The following is a 16,613-nucleotide window of genomic DNA, read 5'->3' as shown; positions in this document are numbered from 1 at the left end:
GCTCATCCCTTGCCGTGGAGACCGACCATGCGTCTGCATCTGTTGTTGCTGCTGGGTTGTGCGCTGCCGTTGGCGGCCTGCAGCCACCCGCCGAAAACCGCGGCAACCCCACCGGCGGAAGACATGCCGGCCAAGGTGGCGGGTGGTCCGGCCACGTGCGACCCGGAGAAGCTTGGTGGGCTGGCCGGCCAGATGGCCAGCGAAGCGGTGATCAAGAAGGCCGTGCAGGACAGTGGCGCACGCCACGCCCGGGTGATGAAGCCGGGCATGGCGATGACCATGGACTACCGCGAGGACCGCCTCAGCATCGAGGTGGATGCGCAGAACCGGATCGTGCGCGCCAACTGCGGGTGATCACTCAGTCGCGCAGGCGCTGGGCCTTGCCACTGGACAGCGCCTGATCGATTGCCGCGCGCGCTTCGCGTGCGGCACGCGCCGACGCCATCGATTGCTGCTGGGCCAGACGCGCCTGCTGCAGGCCCAGCGCGGCCTGCTCGCGGGCGATTACCGCGATCTGACGATCCTCTGTGGCCCGACGTGCGTCGCTGCGGGCCACGCGCGCGGCCTGGTTGGCCATGACTGCCGCATCGACCGAGGCCATCGCATCGGCAGTGACGCGTACCGAGATCTCGGCGATGCGCTCACCCAGTTCGCCCTGGCGGTCACCGATCTCGCCCTGGCGCGTGCCCAGCTCACCCACTTCGGCATAGGCGTGGGAAAGCTGTTGCAGCAGCGCGGGATCACGGATCAGGTAGCGGTCCTGGCCACGGCGTACCCACAGCACGCGCTCACTGTCGTTGGCATCGCGGTGAGCCTGCTTGAGGTCGGCCAACGATGCATCGACGAAGTTGTTGCCGTCGCCCATCAACACGTAGGCCTGCGCTGGTTGCCGCGACAGGTCCAGGCGGCCATGGGTGACCATGTCCTGTGCGCCGTCCAGGGGCGCAGGCGCAGGCGGCGGAGATGGTGCCGGCAGCGGCGCCGGTTCTTGCAACGCTGCCGGAGCACGCGGCGCAACCGGTGCGCTGGGGGCCGCGGGCATGGCATGTGCTGCGACGACGGGCGCAGCAGGCGCCTTCGGTGCGGCGGGTGCACCAGGAACGGTCGGCGGCGGTGGCGGCGGCGGAACCGCAGCCACCAGTCGCAACGGCGCCACCCCGATCAGCACGAACACGGCGGTGATCGCCAGCGCGGCCACCCGCGGGAAACTGCCGGTCTGCTGCAGGCTGAGCAGCCGGCGTTTGAGGCTGCGGAAGTTCGGCGAGGCACTGGCGACGCCCACTGCAGGCCGCGGCGCGACCCCCAGCTGCACCAGCAGGCGGCCGTAGTCGTGGCGGCAATGACCGTGGCCGGCCACCACTGCACCGTCGCAGGCTTCTTCGCGGGCCAGCGCATATTCGCGCGCCGCCAGATGTACCAGCGGGTGGAAGAACAACAGGTGCTGGGCCAACGCGGGCAGCAACCCCCACCACAGGTCGCGACGCTGCAGATGGACCAGTTCATGGGTCAAGGCCATGTCCAGGTCGTCGGCAGCCATCGCCGGCAGTTCGCGCGTCGGCAGCAGCAGCACCGGGTTCCACGGGCCGATCAACTGCGGCGAGCGGATCTGTGCGGAGAGTTTCAGGCGCGGCGCGCGGCGCAGGCCGTGGGCTTCGGCGGCCAGTTGCAGCGCCTGCTGCAGGCTGGCATCGGTGCACACGGCGGCCTCGCGAACCAGCGCGCGGCTGGCACGGTAGCCACGCAGGCTGTGCCACAGCATCAGCAGCACCCCGGCCGCCCATAGCGCCAGCAGCAGCGAGGGCCAGGACGGCAGCGCCGGCGCAGACGATCCGGCCACGCTGACCTGCTCCAGCGCCGTCGGCGCTACCGTCAATGCCTCACCCACCACGGGCAGCGCGGCGACGGTGATGGTGTCCACCGCCGGGGCCGGCAACACCGCCAGTTCCAGCGGGCTGCTCCAGACCAGGCCGAGCACGGCCTGCACGGCCACCAGCCACCACAACCGGCAGCGGGTGGCGGCCGGCAGTCGCGGCAGCAACCGGCACGCGCCCCACACCAGGCCCACCAGCACCGCGCTCTGCAGGCTGGTCCAGGCCAGCCGCGTGATCATTTCAGTCATCACCGTGTCCATGGCTCAGCCCTCCCGCTTGCGTGATTGAAGTTGTGCGACCAGTGCTTCCAGCTCGGCCAGTTCCTGGTCGCTGACCTCGGCCTTGTGCGAAAGGAACGCAACAAACGGCGAGACCGAGCCCTGCAGGGTCTTCTCCACGAAGCTGGCCACCGCGCCCTGCACCACGCTCTCCTGCCCGCTGGTGGCGGCGTAGCGGTACACGCCCTGCACCTGCTGGCGCTGCAGGTAAGCCTTGCCGCGCAGGCGCTCCATCATGGTCAGCACGGTCGAACGGGCCAGGCCGCGCTCCTCACCAAACCCGGCCGCCACCTCACCCACGGTGGCGCCGCCTTGTTCTGCTACGTACTGCAACAGGGCCAGTTCCTGGTCCCCGATGGTCTTGCCGCGCATGGCGCACTCCGATGACTACACGTGTCGCTAACGTGCCCGTGACTACAACTGTCGTCAAGTGCCGATGGTGATCACCCGACGAACGGTCATCGCCACCGCGCTCTAAACCTTCTGCCCACCTGCGGCATCCAAGCCTGCGAACCACCGGCATCCACCACCGGACATCGCCCCTCGCCCCAACACTGGCGAAACCGCCAAGGGAAGCTGCATGCATTTCGGAAAGATCAGCGTGATCGTGGTGACCGCCCTCCTGCTGCCACTGCAGTGCCTGGCCGCGCAGCGCTGGGACGAGGCCAACGCGCGCACCCGCCAGTTCGTACAGCAGACCATGCAGGCCCAGCGCATCCCCGGGCTGCAGATCGCAGTCATCCAGGACAACCGCGTGGTGCTGTCCGAAGCCTTTGGCCTGGCCAACGTCGAAAACCAGGTCGCGGCCACCCCGAGCACCCGGTTTCCGCTCAACTCGGCCACCAAATCCTTCACCGGCGTGGCGATGGCGCAGTTGGCCGATGCCGGCCGCGTCGATCTGAACGCGCCGGTCTCGCGCTATCTGGACGACCTGCCCGCTGCCTGGGGTGCGATCCGCGTGCGTCAGCTGCTGGCCCACACCTCCGGGCTGCCGGACATCCTCGATGCACAGGGCCTGCTCGGCGGTGGCACTGAAGCGCAGGCCTGGGCCGCGGTGACCGCGCTGCCGATGGAGGCCGCGCCGGGCGCGCGCTTCATGTACAACCAGACCAACTACGTGTTGCTGGCGCGGATCATCGCCAAGCTGTCGGCGATGCCCTACGAGGACTACCTGGCGACCCAGCAGTTCGCCGTCGCCGGAATGCCACGGACCACCTTCGGTGACAGCTATGACCTGGTTGCCGATGCCGCCACCATTTACAGCTGGTTCCCGCGCCGCACCGATGCGGCCGATGCAGCGCCGCGGTTGTCGCACTGGTTCTATGACATGACCCCGGGGCTGTGGGCCGGCGGTGGCCTGCTCACCACGGCCGATGACGTCGCGCAGTGGATGCTGGCGCTGTCGCGCGGGCAGCTGCTCAGCAGCGGTGGGCGCGGCCGCATGTGGACCGCCGAGAAACTCAACACCGGCATCGATGGCGCGTGGGCGGCCGGCTGGCCGGTACTGGCCGGTGCGCCGGACCGCCAGTTGGCCGGCGTCGGCGGCGCGCGTTCGGCGTTCATCGTCTACCCCGACCGCGGTGTGGCGGTGATCGTGCTCAGCAACCTGGTGGGCGCCAATCCGCAGAATTTCATCCCCACCATCGCCGATTTCTACGCGGCCGCACCGGTCGGGAAACGCGCTGCGGCGAAGGCCGGGCTTCATCCCCCGCATACGCCAGCGGTTGCACCCTGAGCATCGAATCCCGTTGGAGCCCGCCATGTACCGCACCCTCTTCGCACTCGCCACCGTAGCCAGCCTGGCCGCCTGCAGCACCGCCCCGATGGCACAGGTGCAGCCCATCGACGGCGTCATCTCCGGCCAGTGCCATATCGACAAGGTACGCGGCGCGGTCGGCCTGGCCGCCTCGGCCGCCACCGTCGAACGTGCCCGCGTGGACAGCGACAGCCTGCAGCTCAACGTGGTGCGTGGTCAGGCCCGCCAAAGCGGCCCCACCGCCAGCGGCGCGGCCGACCCCAGCCCGGGTGCGGAAAGCGGCGGTGATCGCCTGACCATCGAAAAGGGCCGTACCAACAACATCACCGCGCTCTACTGCGGCTGATTGCCCGCGCTCAGCGCTCAGCGCGCGGCAGCCGGCCGTGCGCTGCGGCGCGAGGCGCGCAGGAAGCGCAGCGTGGCCTGCTCCCATTGGCGCTCGCCACGCAGACCGGCCAGGCGGGCCAACGCGCCCGAACGCCAGCCGTCGAACACGCACGGATCGATGTACGCCTTCCGGCACACCGCAGGCGTATTGCCCAGCAACGCCGCCACCGTGCCCACCACCTCCTTCTGCAACGCTGCCAGCGCACGCTCGCTGGGCGGTTCCGGCAGTGCCGTGGCCGCCAGCTGGCGCAGCGCGGCCACGGTGCCGCCCCAGGTACGGAAATCCTTGGCACTGAAGTCCTCGCCCATCGCATCGCGCAGGTAGGCGTTGACCTGGCCCGAGTCGACCGGCTGCACCTGCCCCGCGTCGTCGCGGTACTGGAACAACGCCTGCCCGGGCAGCTGCTGCAGGCGGCGGATCACCTGCACCAGGCGCCGGTCATCAACGTCGACCTCGTGCGCCTGGCCGGATTTGCCACGGAAGCGCATGCGCGCGCGGCCGCCCTTGAGCAGGGCCAGGTGGTGGTTGCGCAGCGTGGTGAGGCCATAGGAGCGGTTATCGCGCGCGTATTCGGCATTGCCGATCCGCACCAGGGTCTCGGCCAGCAACGCCACCACCACCGCCAGCACCCGATCACGCGGGAAGCCGGGCAGCTTGAGGTCGCGGCGCAGGCGTCGGCGCAACGCCGGCAGCGCCTTGCCGAAGGCGATCACCCGGTCGAACTTGCCATCACCACGCACCCGCGCCCAATCGGCGTGGTAGCGGTACTGCTTGCGCCCACGCGCATCGCGGCCGGTGGCCTGCAAATGACCGTTGGGCAGTGCGCAGATCCACACCTGGGTATAGGCCGGCGGGATCGCCAGCGCGCGGATCCGGGCCAGCGTGGCGGCATCGCCGATCACCGCACCATCGGCATCGCGGTAGCTGAATCCCTTGCCGGCCCGGCGCCGCTGCAGCCCGGGCTGGTCGTCGCTGACATGGCGCAGGCCGGCCTCGCGGGCGGCAACGGCTTCGGGGGTGTCGGCGCGCAGGGGCATGGGCATGACAAGGGCAACGGGCCTGCAGTGTCCGCGTTGCGGGTGCGGCGCGGCGTCAATAACGCAACCCGAACACCTCAGCGGCCGCTTGGCGATATCCTCACCCTTTCCCTGGTTGGATGTTCGGAGCCTCGATGTCGTCCTTGTCGTTCCGCCGCATGCGGCGTTCCTTCGGCCTGTTGGCTGTCTTCCCCACCCTGCTGGCGCTGGCCGCCTGCCAGGCACCGCCCATGGACGAGCAGGAAGCCGTCGCCACCCATGCGCAGAAAGCCGCTGAAGCGGCCGCTGCGCCAACCGATGAAGCGGGCAAGGCACTGGAAGCCCCGCCGGTCGGCAACTGCGATGCCACCCAGGTGCAGAGCCTGGTCGGCCAGACCTATACCGATGCGATCGGTGCGCAGGCCCAGCAGGACGCCAGCGCCAAACAGCTGCGCGTGCTGCACCCCACCGACGTCACCACCATGGAGTTCCTGGGCGAACGCCTGAATGTCGAAGTGGACGCCAAGAACGTGATCAGCGGCCTGCGCTGCGGCTGAATCGGGGGCGGCCTGCGGGCCGCTTCCACGCGGGTTTTTCAGGGGTTTGGTTGCGCTTGCAACCGTGTATTGCGGCGTTGCAGCAACTGTGATCTAGTCAAGTCATCCGGTGCCTCGATACGCGCTGCAGGGAATGAGCGGGGACGAGTGTCGCCGTTCACCTGACATCGCAGAGGCTAAAGATGGCCCCCCGCAACCGCCAAGGGCTTTACGACCCGCAAGATGAGCGCGACGCCTGTGGATTCGGCATGGTCGCCCAGCTCGACGACCAGCCCTCCCGGTTGCTGGTGGATACCGCCATTGCCGCCCTCTCACGCATGACCCACCGCGGTGGCGTCGCCGCCGACGGCGTGACCGGCGACGGCTGCGGCCTGCTGCTGCGCCGCCCGGATGTGTTCCTCAAGGCCCTCGCCGCCGAAGCCGGCATCACGCCAGGCGCGCGCTTTGCCGCGGGCGTGGTGTTCCTGCCGCACGATGACACCGCGGCGCAGCAGTGCCGCGAAACGCTCCAGCAGCAGCTGCACGCCGCCGGCTGCCAGCCGTTGGGCTGGCGCGTGGTGCCGACCGATCCCAGCGTGTGCGGGCAACTGGCGCGCGATACGTTGCCGCGCATCGAGCAGGTGTTCGTCGATGCCGGCACCGACCAGGACGAGGTCGCCTTCACCCTGGCGCTGTTCCTGGCCCGCCGCCGCAGCGAACAACAGCTGCGCGAACACGCCGACTACTACGTCACCACGCTCAGCCCGAATGCGATCAGCTACAAGGGCATGGTGCTGCCGGACAAGCTCAGCCGCTTCTACGTCGATCTGCAGCGCAACGACCTGGCCTCCAGTGCCGTGGTGTTCCACCAGCGTTTCTCCACCAACACGCTGCCGCGCTGGCCGCTGGCGCACCCGTTCCGGATGCTCGCCCACAACGGTGAAATCAACACCATCGAAGGCAACCGGCGCTGGGCGCAGGCGCGCAGCAAGGTATGGAAGACGCCGCGTTTTGATATCGGCGAGTTCAACCCGGTGATTTCCATGCACGGCTCCGATTCGCAGAGCCTGGACAACATGCTGGAGCTGATGGTCAGCGCCGGCATGGAACTGATCCAGGCGCTGCGCATCCTGGTGCCGCCGGCGACCCAGTCGCTGGAGTTCAAGGACCCCGACCTGGCCGCGTTCTACGAGTTCTACGGGCTCAACAGCGAGCCGTGGGACGGCCCGGCCGGCATCGTCGCCTGCGATGGCCGCTATGCCGCCTGCACCCTGGACCGCAACGGGCTGCGCCCGGCGCGCTGGATGCTCACCTCCGACCGCCACTTCCTGGTCGCCTCCGAAGCCGGGGTCTGGGAAGTGCCGGCCGAGCGCGTGGTGCGCAAGGGCAAGCTTGGCCCGGGCGAGATGATGGCCATCGACCTCAAGCGCGGTGACCTGCTCGATTCCGAGGCGATCGACCGCATCAACCGTGGCCGCGCGCCGTACAAGCAATGGCTGCAGCAGGGCGTGACCTACCTGCAGACCGAGCTGATCGATCCCTCGCTGGTGGAAGAACCGTTCGACGAGCGCACGCTGCGCAGTTATCACAAGCTGTTCCAGCTCAGCACCGAAGAGGTCGAACAGATCCTGCGGCCGCTGGCAGAAACCGAGCAGGAAGCCACCGGCTCGATGGGCGATGACACCCCGATGGCGGTGCTCAGCCAGCACAGCCGGCCGCTCTACGATTATTTCCGCCAGGCGTTCGCGCAGGTCACCAACCCGCCGATCGACCCGCTGCGGGAAGACTGCGTGATGTCGCTCACCACCCAGCTCGGCAAGGAGACCAACATCTTCCATGCCGGCACGGAGACGGTGAACCACGTCATCCTCAACTCGCCCGTGCTCAGCCAGCGCAAGCTGCGCCAGCTGCTGAAGATGGACCAGTACGCCGAGCGCAACCGCCTGATCGATCTCTCCTATAGCCTGGAGGAAGGCCTGAAGGCTGGTATCGAACGCATCTGCGCCGAGGCCGAAGCCGCCGCGCGCGCGGGCATCGTGATGCTGCTGCTCAGCGACCGCTACCCGGTGGCCGACCGCCCGATGGTGCATGCACTGCTGGCCACCAGCGCGGTGCATCACCACCTGTCCAACGCGGGCCTGCGCTGCGAGGTCAACCTGATCCTGGAAACCGGTACCGCGCGCGACCCGCACCACATGGCCTGCCTGCTTGGGTTCGGTGCCACCGCGGTGTACCCGTACCTGGCCTACCAGACCCTGTTCGACCTGGGCCGGCGCGGCATCCTGCAGCTCAAGAAGGGCGGCGAGCAGTCGCAGATCGGGCGCAGTTACCGCAAGGGCATCTACAAGGGCCTGTCCAAGATCATCTCCAAGATGGGCATCTGTACCGTGGCCAGCTACCGCGGCGCGCAGCTGTTCGAGATCGTCGGGCTCGACGATGAAGTGGTCGCGCTGTGCTTCCCCGACACCGCCTCGCGCGTGGCCGGGCTGGGCTTCGCGCGGCTCGATCACGAGGCGCGCGAACTCACCGTGCGCGCCTGGAACGACCTGCTGCGCCCGGACGTGGGCGGCGTGCTCAAGTACGTGCACGGTGGCGAATACCACATGTACAACCCGGACGTGGTCATGACCCTGCAGCGCGCCGCGCGCAGCGGCGATGCCGTGGACTGGCAGCGCTACTGCGAAGCCGTGCACGGTCGTCCGGTGTCGGCGCTGCGCGACCTGCTGCAGCTCAAGGCCGCGCCCACGCCCCTGCCACTGGAAGAGGTCGCGCCGGCCGAAGACCTGTTCCGCCGCTTCGATACCGCTGCCATCAGCCTCGGCGCGCTCTCGCCCGAAGCGCATGAAGCGCTGGCGATCGCGATGAACAAGCTGGGTGGGCGCAGCAACTCCGGCGAAGGCGGCGAAGACCCGCTGCGCTATGGCACCAACAAGCGCAGCAAGATCAAGCAGGTGGCCTCGGGGCGTTTCGGCGTCACCGCCGAGTACCTGGTCAATGCCGAAGTGCTGCAGATCAAGGTCGCCCAGGGCGCCAAGCCCGGCGAAGGTGGCCAGCTGCCCGGGCACAAGGTCAACGAACTGATCGCGCGGCTGCGCTATGCCAAGCCGGGCATCGGCCTGATCTCGCCGCCGCCGCACCATGACATCTACTCCATCGAAGACCTCGCCCAGCTGATCTACGACCTCAAGCAGGTCAATCCGCAGGCGCTGGTGTCGGTGAAGCTGGTCAGCCATGCGGGCGTGGGCACGATCGCCGCGGGCGTGGTCAAGGCCGGCGCCGATCTGATCACCGTGTCCGGCCATGACGGCGGTACCGGCGCCAGCCCGGTCAGTTCGATCCGCTATGCCGGCGTGCCGTGGGAACTGGGCGTGGCCGAATCGCACCAGGCGCTGGTGGCTAACGACCTGCGCGGGCGCACCCTGCTGCAGACCGACGGCGGCCTGAAAACCGGCCTGGATGTGATCAAGGCCGCGCTGCTGGGTGCGGACAGTTTCGGCTTCGGCACCGCGCCGATGATCGTGCTGGGCTGCAAATACCTGCGCATCTGCCACCTCAACAACTGCGCCACCGGCGTGGCCACCCAGGACGAGCGCCTGCGCGCGCAGTACTTCACCGGCCTGCCCGAGCGCGTGGAGAACTTCTTCCGCCTGCTGGCCGAGGAAGTGCGTGGCTGGCTGTCCTACCTGGGCGTGCGCTCGCTGGATGACATCATTGGCCGCACCGACCTGCTGCAGCAGCTGGACATCGCCCCGCGCGAAGGCGTCAAGGTGGATCTGTCGCGCCTGCTGCACACCACGCAGTTCCCGGGCAGCCACTGCGCCGCGCAGCGCCTGTACGAATCGCCGGACAGCCTGGCCACGCAGATGGACGGCCTGCTGGCCCCGGCGATCGCCGGCAAGCTGGGCGGCGAGCACCGCTTCCTGATCCACAACACCGACCGCTCGATCGGCACCCGCCTGGCCGGTGCGATCGCACGCGCGCACGGCAACCAGGGCATGAGCGATGCGCCACTGAGCCTGCGCTTCCGCGGCACCGCCGGGCAGAGCTTCGGGGCGTTCAATGTCGGCGGCCTGCAGCTGGAAGTCGAAGGCGAAGCCAACGACTACGTCGGCAAGGGCATGGCCGGCGGCCGGCTGGTGGTACGCCCGCCACGCGGCGCACGCTTCGAGGCACGCAACACCGCCATCATCGGCAACACCTGCCTGTACGGCGCCACCGGCGGCGAGCTGTTCGCGGCCGGGCGTGCCGGCGAGCGCTTCGGCGTGCGCAACTCCGGCGCGCTGGCGGTAATCGAAGGCGCCGGCGACCACTGCTGCGAGTACATGACCGACGGCATCGTGCTGGTGCTGGGCAAGGTCGGGCTGAACTTCGGCGCCGGCTTCACCGGGGGCCTGGCCTACGTGCTGGATATCGACCGCGACTTCGTGGACCGCTACAACCACGAACTGATCGACATCCACCGCATCTCCGCCGAAGGCTTCGAGAACCATCGCCAGCACCTGCACACGCTGATCAGCCGCCACCGCGAGCTGACCGGCAGCATCTGGGCGCAGCAGATCCTCGATGAGTTCCGCGATTACGTCGGCAAGTTCTGGCTGGTCAAACCCAAGGCCGCCAGCATCGAATCGCTGACCGAGTCGCTGCGCCGCGCGGCGTAAGCGCGGCGAAGCACCGGCCGCTGGCCGGCAAACCATCATTCCAGGGCCCACCCATGAGCCGCAAGCAAGCCTTCCAGTTCCTCGATCTGCCCCGGACCATGCCACAGCGCATCCCGGTCGAACTGCGCACCTCCGGCGACTGGGGTGAGCTGTACGGCAAGTTCGGCAAGGACGATGCGCAGTACCAGGCCGGCCGCTGTCTGGACTGCGGCAACCCGTACTGCAGCTGGAAGTGCCCGGTGCACAACGCCATTCCGCAGTGGCTGCAGCTGGTGCAGGAAAACCGCATCCACGAGGCGGCCACGCTGTGCCATTCGACCAACCCGCTGCCGGAAGTATGCGGCCGGGTGTGTCCGCAGGACCGCCTGTGCGAGGGCAGCTGCACGCTGGAGGAATTCGGCGCGGTCACCATCGGCGCGGTGGAGAAGTACATCGTCGATACCGCGCTCGCCACCGGCTGGCGCCCGGACATGGCCGCCGTGGAGCCCACCGGCAAGCGCGTGGCGGTGATCGGTGCCGGCCCGGCCGGGTTGGCCTGCGCCGACCGCCTCGCCCACGCCGGCATCCAGGCGGTGGTGTATGACCGCTACGAACAGATTGGCGGGCTGCTGCAGTTCGGCATCCCCAGTTTCAAGCTCGACAAGGCCGTGATCAGCCGCCGCCGCAACGTGCTCGAAGGCATGGGTGTGCAGTTCCGGCTGGGCGTGGAGATCGGCCGCGATGTCAGCGTGGACGAACTGCTTGCCGAGTACGACGCGGTCTTCGTCGGTACTGGTGCTTACCGCTACACCGATGGCGGGTTGATCGGCCAGGACCTCAAGGGTGTGCTGCCGGCGCTGCCGTTCCTGGTGCAGAACAGCCGCATCGTCGGCGGCAGCGACGCGCACGGCCGGCCGATCGCCGGCTGGGAAGACCAGATCGCCCTGCCCGATCTCAACGGCAAGCGCGTGGTGGTGCTCGGTGGTGGCGACACCGGCATGGACTGCGTGCGCAGCGCGGTGCGGCTGGGCGCGGCCAAGGTCACCTGCGCCTACCGCCGCGACGAGGCCAACATGCCCGGCTCGGCGCGCGAAGTGGCCAATGCGCGCGAGGAAGGTGTGCGCTTCCTGTTCAACCGCCAGCCGCAGTCCATCGAAGCCGGCGCCGACGACGAGGTGATCGGGGTGATGGTGGTGGAAACCCACCTCGGCGAACCGGACGCCCAGGGCCGCCGCAACGCGGTGCCGATCGAGGGCAGCGAATCCCTGCTGGAAGCGGACGTGGTGATCATCGCGTTCGGCTTCTCGCCGAGCACCCCGGCGTGGTTGACCGCGCAGGGTGTGGAAGCCGGCCACAACGGCCGCATCATTGCCGGTGGCAAGGACCGCCTTCCGTTCCAGACCGCCCACCCGCGCCTGTTCGCCGGCGGCGATGCGGTGCGCGGTGCGGATCTGGTGGTGACGGCCGTGGCCGAGGGCCGTGACGCGGCTGCGGGCATTGTGCAGCTGTTGTCGGTCTGAGTGCTGGGCGGAGGTGGGGCCGCGTGGCGCGCGGTTGCCGAGCATGGCTCGGCACTACCGCTGGGGTTGCCGAGGGTTGCCGAGCATGGCTCGGCACTACTGGTGGGGTTGCGTGGCGCGCTGGGGTAGAGCCGAGCCATGCTCGGCTGCGCTGGTGGCGCGATCAGGCCGCGTTCGACAATAGCGGCGCGGTACGCACGCCGGCGCGTTCGATCTCCAGGGCCAGCAGCAGTTCGATGTCATCGAGCTGGCTGCGGATCCGTGCGTTGCGCGCGGCATCGTCACCGCGGCCATCGATATGCGCATCGAGCATGCGCGCCAGTCCCGCCAGCAGGACGTCGGCATCGCCCACGGCGGCATGCCGCAGCAGGCGGCCCAGCGCGCGGATACGCGCGCTGCGGTCGGCAGCGGCGGATGTGGCTGACAAGGTATCGGGGGAGTGCTTGAGGGTCATGGCAGGGTTTCCTGATTGACTGGCGGCCTCCACTGTCGGTTGTGGCCCGCTCCGCCACCATGCAACTAGTACGAAAAAGCGTGAAGGTCCCGTCATCGCCTTCGCCGTCGTAGCGGTACCGCTGCGGCATAGAATGCCAATCGCCTCCCCCTTCCCGGATGATTCCCATGCGCATCGGCCTGGCCGCCAACCGCCTGCACCACCACGACAAGCACGCCGCGCTGTTCCGCTGGCTGCGCGCCAGCGACAGCGGGCTGCGCGAGCTGGGGGTGGAACTGCACGCGGTCGGGCGCACCTTCGATGCGATCCAGCGGCTGGGCTTCCTGCAGGATTTCCCGGCGCTGCAGCGCTATCCCAACGGTCGCCAGGGCGGGTTGATGAAACTGGTGGCCGAGGTGGTCGGCATGGGCACGCCCGAGCGCACCCTGGACGGGGCGATCTACCTGATGGACCCGGTCGATCCGTCCTCGGTCTTTCCCGAGGCCACCGCGCTCAAGCGCCAGTGCGTGATCCACGGCAAGCCCTTCATTTCCACCGTAGCCACCGCGCGCGACTGGGTCGAGGTGGAGCGCATCCACGCCGGGCTGACGGCCGATCCCGGTGCCGATGACCTGCATGCGTTCGAACAGCAGACCTTGGCCCTGATCGCCCACGATGCGATGAAGCCCGCGATCCTGGCCTTCGCCGACGAGCACTTCGCGCTGCTGTCGCGGTTCCGCCACCGGATCGGCACCGGCACCACCGGCCAGCGCCTCAACGAGCTGGCCTGGAGCCGCGGCTGGCCGCAGGACCAGACCTGGGTGGAGCGCTACCAGAGCGGCCCGATGGGCGGCGATGCGCAGATTGCCGACCGCGTGCTGGAAGGAGACTGCCAGCGCGCGATCTTCTTCGAGGACCCGCACGTGGCCCGCCAGCACGAAGCCGACATCCAGCTGCTGGAGCGCGCCGTCACCACCGTCACCGACCAGGCCGTGTGCATCACCGCCCCGCGCGTGGCGGCACGGTGGGCGCAGGCAGCAACCCTACGCGCCCACAGGTAGTGCCGGCCGCTGGCCGGCAACCTCGCGATGGTGGGATTTACGGGGAGCCGGCCAGCGGCCGGCACTACCGGCAAGCGACCGACCAACGGTCGGCTCTACCCCGCCGGCTCACAACAGCTGCCGCAGCATGGCCTTGAGACGTCGCCCTTCCAGCTGGAAGTAATCGCGCTCGGCGTGCCAGTTCGGGAAGCGCTGTTCCACCTCGGCCCAGAACGCCGGGGAGTGGTTGGCCTGGATCAGATGGCAGAGCTCGTGCACCAGCACGTACTCGAACGCCGACGGCCGGCCCAGCACCAGGGCCAGGTCCAGCGCCATGCTCCCGTCCGGGGCCAGCGAGCCCCACTGCGAGGACATCACCTTCAGGCGCAGCCGCGCCGGTGCGCGCGGCAGGCTCGGCAGGTAGCGCGGCAGCCATTGGCCCACGTCGGCCCGGGTCTGCGCTTCGTAGAACTCGCGCAGGGTGCGGCGCAGCGTGGCATCGGTGCCGCGTGCGGGCCAGTGCATGCAGGCACCGTCCGCCTCCAGTTCCAGGTGTGCGTAACGGCCGGTTTCCCAGCGCAGCGGCAGCAGTTCACCGCGCAGCGGCACCACGCCGGGCTCGCCGATCACCAGGGCCGGCGGCAAGTTGGTGGACTGGAAACTGCGCAGCTGCGTGGACAGCCAGTCGCGGTGCTGTTCCAGGAAACGTTCGCCCATCACCAGGCTGGCACGCGGCGGCAGGGTCAGGCGTACACCGCGCTCGTCGACGCTGAGCTTGATCCGGCGCGCACGCGGATCGCGCACGCGCAGCACATCGATCTCCGCATCCTCCAGGCGCAGCCGTACCGTGTCGCGCTGCAGGGTGGGGGCAGCCGGCGAAATCAGGCGACGGAGGAATCCAGACATGGGTACAGCATAGCGCCGGCGGTGACCGGCACATGACTGCGCGCTGTTCAGCCGCTGCGGCGCGCCGCCCTTGGCGACGGCGTGCCGCATCCCGGCCGGGCGGTCAGTCGGCCTTGCTCAGCTTGAAGGCCTCTTCCAGCAGCAGGAACAGGCGCCGCACTTCGCCGCTCTGCAGGGCGAAACGGGCATCCAGCTCGGCGCGGCGGCCGTCATCGTCGGCGTGTTCGAGCTGGTCCAGCGCACCGTCCAGGAACTTCAGCTTGCGCACGATCAGGTCGTCGCCGAGCACGAAGGACAGGTTGTCCTCGAACACCAGGGCCAGCTTGGTGACCTGCTTGCCGGCATCCAGGTGCTTGTCGATCTCGTCGCAGCGCAGTTCCTGGTGCTGGCATTTGACCACCGCGCCGCCCTCGGCCGGGTCCTTCATCTCGCACTCTTCGCCCAGGCTCAGCCCGGTCGGCAGCGCTTCGCCGGCGATCCAGCCGGTCAGGATCGAACGTGGCGCCACTTCGGCGTTCAGCGGCATCGCCGGGAAGCTGCCGAGCAGGCCGCGGATGTCGGACATGACGTTCTCGCCGGTCTTGCGGCTGGAACTGTCCACGGCCACGTAGCCGTGGGTCAGGTCGATCAGCGCATCGGTACGCGAGCTCTTCACGAAGGCGCGCGGCATCAGTTCATGCAGCAGGTCGTCCTTCATCCGCTTGCGCTCGCGGCCACCGGGCTTGCGCCCTTCCTTCTCTTCGATCTCCTCAAGCTTGCGCGCCAGCAGGTCATTGACCACCGCGCCCGGCAGGATCTTGTCCTCACCACCCACGGTCAGCCACAGCGCGTCACCGACGCGGTGCGAGAACACGGACTTTTCCTCGCGGCCGAACGGCGAGATGAAGCCGCGCGAATTCATTTCAAGCGGGCCGACCGGCTTGAGCAGCACCTGCGGCAGCAGGGTGTCCACGTCGGAGAAATCGGTGGCGGTCGGGAAACGGAACAGCGTCAGGTTGCGAAAGAACATGGAATTCCGGAGTGAAGGTCGTGAAGGGAAGGCCGGGCGTCGCGACGCCCCAGGGCCAGGAAATCAAACAGGGCCGGATCGGCCAGCTGCGAAGGCTGGATGTTGCCCAGCGCGCGTGCGATCTGGTCGATGCGGCCGGGGCTGTCGCGCTCCCACTGCTGCAGCATCTGCGCGATCTGGCGGCGTTGCAGGTTGTCCTGGCTGCCACACAGGTTGCACGGGATGATCGGAAACGCGCGGGCCTGGGCGTAGGCCTGGATGTCGGCTTCGGCCACATAGGCCAGCGGCCGGATCACCACGTGCTGGCCATCGTCGCTGCGCAGCTTGGGGGGCATCGCCGACAGCTTGGCGTGGTGGAACAGATTCAGGAAAAACGTCGCCACGCTGTCATCGCGGTGGTGGCCCAGCGCGATCTTGCTGAAGCCGTGTTCGGCGGCATGCCGGTACAGCGCGCCCCGGCGCAGCCGCGAGCACAGCGAACACATCGTGCGGCCTTCCGGGATCACCCGGCTGACCACCGAATAGGTGTCCTGCTCGATGATCTGGTAGGCCACCCCGATCGATTCCAGGTAGGCCGGCAACACATGCGCGGGGAAGTCCGGCTGCTTCTGGTCCAGGTTGACCGCGACCAGCTCGAACGGCACCGGCGCCTTCTGGCGCAGCTGCAGCAGGAGGTCCAGCAGGGTGTAGCTGTCCTTGCCCCCGGACAGGCAGACCATGACCTTGTCACCGGCCTCAATCATGCCGAAATCGGCGATGGCCTGGCCGACCTGGTGGCGCAGCCGGCGCGCCAGCTTGTCCTGCACGGCATCGCCCGTGCGCGGCGCGCGGGGGATCGGATCGGGCAGGTGGATGACGGCACTCATGGGGCCATTCTACCGGCTCGCGCCGACGCTCACGGAGACCGGGAAGTGACTGCGTTCACTCCCGGGCGTCATCGCGGATGTGTATGCTCGGAGGCTGTGGACACCCTGACGCCCGAGCAGATCAGCACCCTCCTTGCCGACCTTCGGCAGGAGCATCGCGCGCTCGACGAACAGATCCTGCGCATGGCCGCCAATGGCGATGACGAGCTGGAAGCCAAGCGCCTGAAGCGGCGCAAGCTGCAGTTGAAGGACTGCATCACCAAGCTCGAGGACATGTTGATTCCGGACGAGCCGGCGTAGGCGCCGCGCGCGTTGCCACGCATGGCGTGGCACTACCGGCGCGGAGGGGTGAGGGCC

15 protein-coding genes are annotated in these 16,613 nt (G+C 68.6%); 8 read left to right on the top strand and 7 right to left on the bottom strand.

Features of this window, described 5'->3' with window-relative positions:
* Positions 1-27: 27 nt before the first annotated feature.
* On the top strand, positions 28-354 hold the full coding sequence (locus tag AC3IPM_RS00475) for an I78 family peptidase inhibitor (RefSeq protein ID WP_489301975.1): 327 nt from the start codon (positions 28-30) through the stop codon (positions 352-354).
* 4 nt (positions 355-358) lie between these two features.
* Here the strand turns inward: AC3IPM_RS00475 and AC3IPM_RS00470 are convergent, their stop codons facing one another.
* Both AC3IPM_RS00470 and AC3IPM_RS00465 read right to left on the bottom strand, forming a co-directional pair.
* Positions 359-2,119 carry a M56 family metallopeptidase gene (locus AC3IPM_RS00470; protein WP_489301974.1) on the bottom strand — a complete coding sequence of 587 codons (1,761 nt, stop codon included), beginning with the start codon at positions 2,117-2,119 and terminating at the stop codon, positions 359-361.
* Between the two features lie 15 nt (positions 2,120-2,134).
* Positions 2,135-2,521 (bottom strand): BlaI/MecI/CopY family transcriptional regulator, encoded by a 387-nt coding sequence (locus AC3IPM_RS00465; RefSeq protein WP_489301973.1) that lies wholly within the window; start codon positions 2,519-2,521, stop codon positions 2,135-2,137.
* A 208-nt stretch (positions 2,522-2,729) separates the two neighbouring features.
* On the opposite strand from AC3IPM_RS00465, the gene AC3IPM_RS00460 reads away from it, so the two are divergent.
* Positions 2,730-3,884 carry a serine hydrolase domain-containing protein gene (locus AC3IPM_RS00460; RefSeq protein ID WP_489301972.1) on the top strand — a complete coding sequence of 385 codons (1,155 nt, stop codon included), beginning with the start codon at positions 2,730-2,732 and terminating at the stop codon, positions 3,882-3,884.
* A 25-nt stretch (positions 3,885-3,909) separates the two neighbouring features.
* Positions 3,910-4,251: a hypothetical protein gene (locus AC3IPM_RS00455; RefSeq protein WP_489301971.1), complete on the top strand. Its 342-nt coding sequence runs from the start codon at positions 3,910-3,912 to the stop codon at positions 4,249-4,251.
* A gap of 17 nt (positions 4,252-4,268) precedes the next feature.
* Here AC3IPM_RS00455 and AC3IPM_RS00450 read toward each other — a convergent pair whose 3' ends face one another.
* Positions 4,269-5,336, bottom strand: a complete 1,068-nt coding sequence (locus tag AC3IPM_RS00450) for a DNA topoisomerase IB (RefSeq protein WP_489301970.1) — start codon at positions 5,334-5,336, stop codon at positions 4,269-4,271.
* Positions 5,337-5,488: 152 nt separating this feature from the next.
* On the opposite strand from AC3IPM_RS00450, the gene AC3IPM_RS00445 reads away from it, so the two are divergent.
* The 3 genes from AC3IPM_RS00445 to AC3IPM_RS00435 all read left to right on the top strand — a co-directional run bounded on the left by AC3IPM_RS00445 (position 5,489) and on the right by AC3IPM_RS00435 (position 12,002).
* A complete protein-coding gene (locus AC3IPM_RS00445) occupies positions 5,489-5,866 on the top strand; it encodes an I78 family peptidase inhibitor (RefSeq protein WP_489304232.1) in 378 nt (125 codons plus the stop codon).
* A gap of 182 nt (positions 5,867-6,048) precedes the next feature.
* Positions 6,049-10,503, top strand: a complete 4,455-nt coding sequence (gltB, locus tag AC3IPM_RS00440) for a glutamate synthase large subunit (RefSeq protein WP_489301969.1) — start codon at positions 6,049-6,051, stop codon at positions 10,501-10,503.
* 53 nt (positions 10,504-10,556) lie between these two features.
* Entirely contained in the window at positions 10,557-12,002 is a 1,446-nt protein-coding gene (locus AC3IPM_RS00435) for an FAD-dependent oxidoreductase (protein WP_489301968.1), read from the top strand.
* Positions 12,003-12,165: 163 nt separating this feature from the next.
* Here AC3IPM_RS00435 and AC3IPM_RS00430 read toward each other — a convergent pair whose 3' ends face one another.
* Positions 12,166-12,456, bottom strand: coding sequence for a hypothetical protein (locus AC3IPM_RS00430; RefSeq protein WP_489301967.1), 291 nt, complete (start codon positions 12,454-12,456; stop codon positions 12,166-12,168).
* 167 nt (positions 12,457-12,623) lie between these two features.
* Between AC3IPM_RS00430 and AC3IPM_RS00425 the strand changes: the two genes are divergently transcribed.
* Positions 12,624-13,496, top strand: a complete 873-nt coding sequence (locus tag AC3IPM_RS00425; RefSeq protein WP_489301966.1) for a methylglyoxal synthase — start codon at positions 12,624-12,626, stop codon at positions 13,494-13,496.
* A gap of 108 nt (positions 13,497-13,604) precedes the next feature.
* Here the strand turns inward: AC3IPM_RS00425 and AC3IPM_RS00420 are convergent, their stop codons facing one another.
* The 3 genes from AC3IPM_RS00420 to ttcA form a co-directional block, all read right to left on the bottom strand.
* The gene (locus AC3IPM_RS00420) at positions 13,605-14,381 is read right to left on the bottom strand and encodes a M48 family metallopeptidase (protein ID WP_489301965.1); all 777 of its coding nucleotides are present in this window, start codon (positions 14,379-14,381) and stop codon (positions 13,605-13,607) included.
* A 103-nt stretch (positions 14,382-14,484) separates the two neighbouring features.
* Complete coding sequence (locus AC3IPM_RS00415) at positions 14,485-15,390, bottom strand: recombination-associated protein RdgC (protein WP_489301964.1); 906 nt, start codon at positions 15,388-15,390, stop codon at positions 14,485-14,487.
* Positions 15,372-16,256 (bottom strand): tRNA 2-thiocytidine(32) synthetase TtcA, encoded by an 885-nt coding sequence (gene ttcA, locus AC3IPM_RS00410; protein ID WP_489301963.1) that lies wholly within the window; start codon positions 16,254-16,256, stop codon positions 15,372-15,374. Before ttcA ends, AC3IPM_RS00415 begins: the two co-directional genes overlap by 19 nt.
* 96 nt (positions 16,257-16,352) lie before the next feature.
* Here ttcA and AC3IPM_RS00405 point away from each other — a divergent pair, with 96 nt between their 5' ends.
* Positions 16,353-16,556, top strand: coding sequence for a YdcH family protein (locus tag AC3IPM_RS00405; RefSeq protein ID WP_489301962.1), 204 nt, complete (start codon positions 16,353-16,355; stop codon positions 16,554-16,556).
* Positions 16,557-16,613 lie beyond the last annotated feature (57 nt).

The organism is Stenotrophomonas sp. GL_111, assembly GCF_057835245.1.
This window is presented reverse-complemented; position numbering and strand designations above follow the sequence as displayed.

Excerpts from the sequence above, each read along its gene's own strand:
- AC3IPM_RS00455 (WP_489301971.1), top strand. The coding sequence starts at position 3,910 with ATGTACCGCACCCTCTTCGCACTCGCCACCGTAGCCAGCCTGGCCGCC.
- AC3IPM_RS00445 (WP_489304232.1), top strand. The coding sequence starts at position 5,489 with ATGCGGCGTTCCTTCGGCCTGTTGGCTGTCTTCCCCACCCTGCTGGCG.
- AC3IPM_RS00415 (WP_489301964.1), bottom strand. The coding sequence starts at position 15,390 with ATGTTCTTTCGCAACCTGACGCTGTTCCGTTTCCCGACCGCCACCGAT.
- AC3IPM_RS00450 (WP_489301970.1), bottom strand. The coding sequence starts at position 5,336 with ATGCCCATGCCCCTGCGCGCCGACACCCCCGAAGCCGTTGCCGCCCGC.
- AC3IPM_RS00475 (WP_489301975.1), top strand. The coding sequence starts at position 28 with ATGCGTCTGCATCTGTTGTTGCTGCTGGGTTGTGCGCTGCCGTTGGCG.
- AC3IPM_RS00425 (WP_489301966.1), top strand. The coding sequence starts at position 12,624 with ATGCGCATCGGCCTGGCCGCCAACCGCCTGCACCACCACGACAAGCAC.
- ttcA (WP_489301963.1), bottom strand. The coding sequence starts at position 16,256 with ATGAGTGCCGTCATCCACCTGCCCGATCCGATCCCCCGCGCGCCGCGC.
- AC3IPM_RS00465 (WP_489301973.1), bottom strand. The coding sequence starts at position 2,521 with ATGCGCGGCAAGACCATCGGGGACCAGGAACTGGCCCTGTTGCAGTAC.
- AC3IPM_RS00430 (WP_489301967.1), bottom strand. The coding sequence starts at position 12,456 with ATGACCCTCAAGCACTCCCCCGATACCTTGTCAGCCACATCCGCCGCT.
- AC3IPM_RS00420 (WP_489301965.1), bottom strand. The coding sequence starts at position 14,381 with ATGTCTGGATTCCTCCGTCGCCTGATTTCGCCGGCTGCCCCCACCCTG.
- AC3IPM_RS00435 (WP_489301968.1), top strand. The coding sequence starts at position 10,557 with ATGAGCCGCAAGCAAGCCTTCCAGTTCCTCGATCTGCCCCGGACCATG.
- AC3IPM_RS00460 (WP_489301972.1), top strand. The coding sequence starts at position 2,730 with ATGCATTTCGGAAAGATCAGCGTGATCGTGGTGACCGCCCTCCTGCTG.
- AC3IPM_RS00470 (WP_489301974.1), bottom strand. The coding sequence starts at position 2,119 with ATGACTGAAATGATCACGCGGCTGGCCTGGACCAGCCTGCAGAGCGCG.
- gltB (WP_489301969.1), top strand. The coding sequence starts at position 6,049 with ATGGCCCCCCGCAACCGCCAAGGGCTTTACGACCCGCAAGATGAGCGC.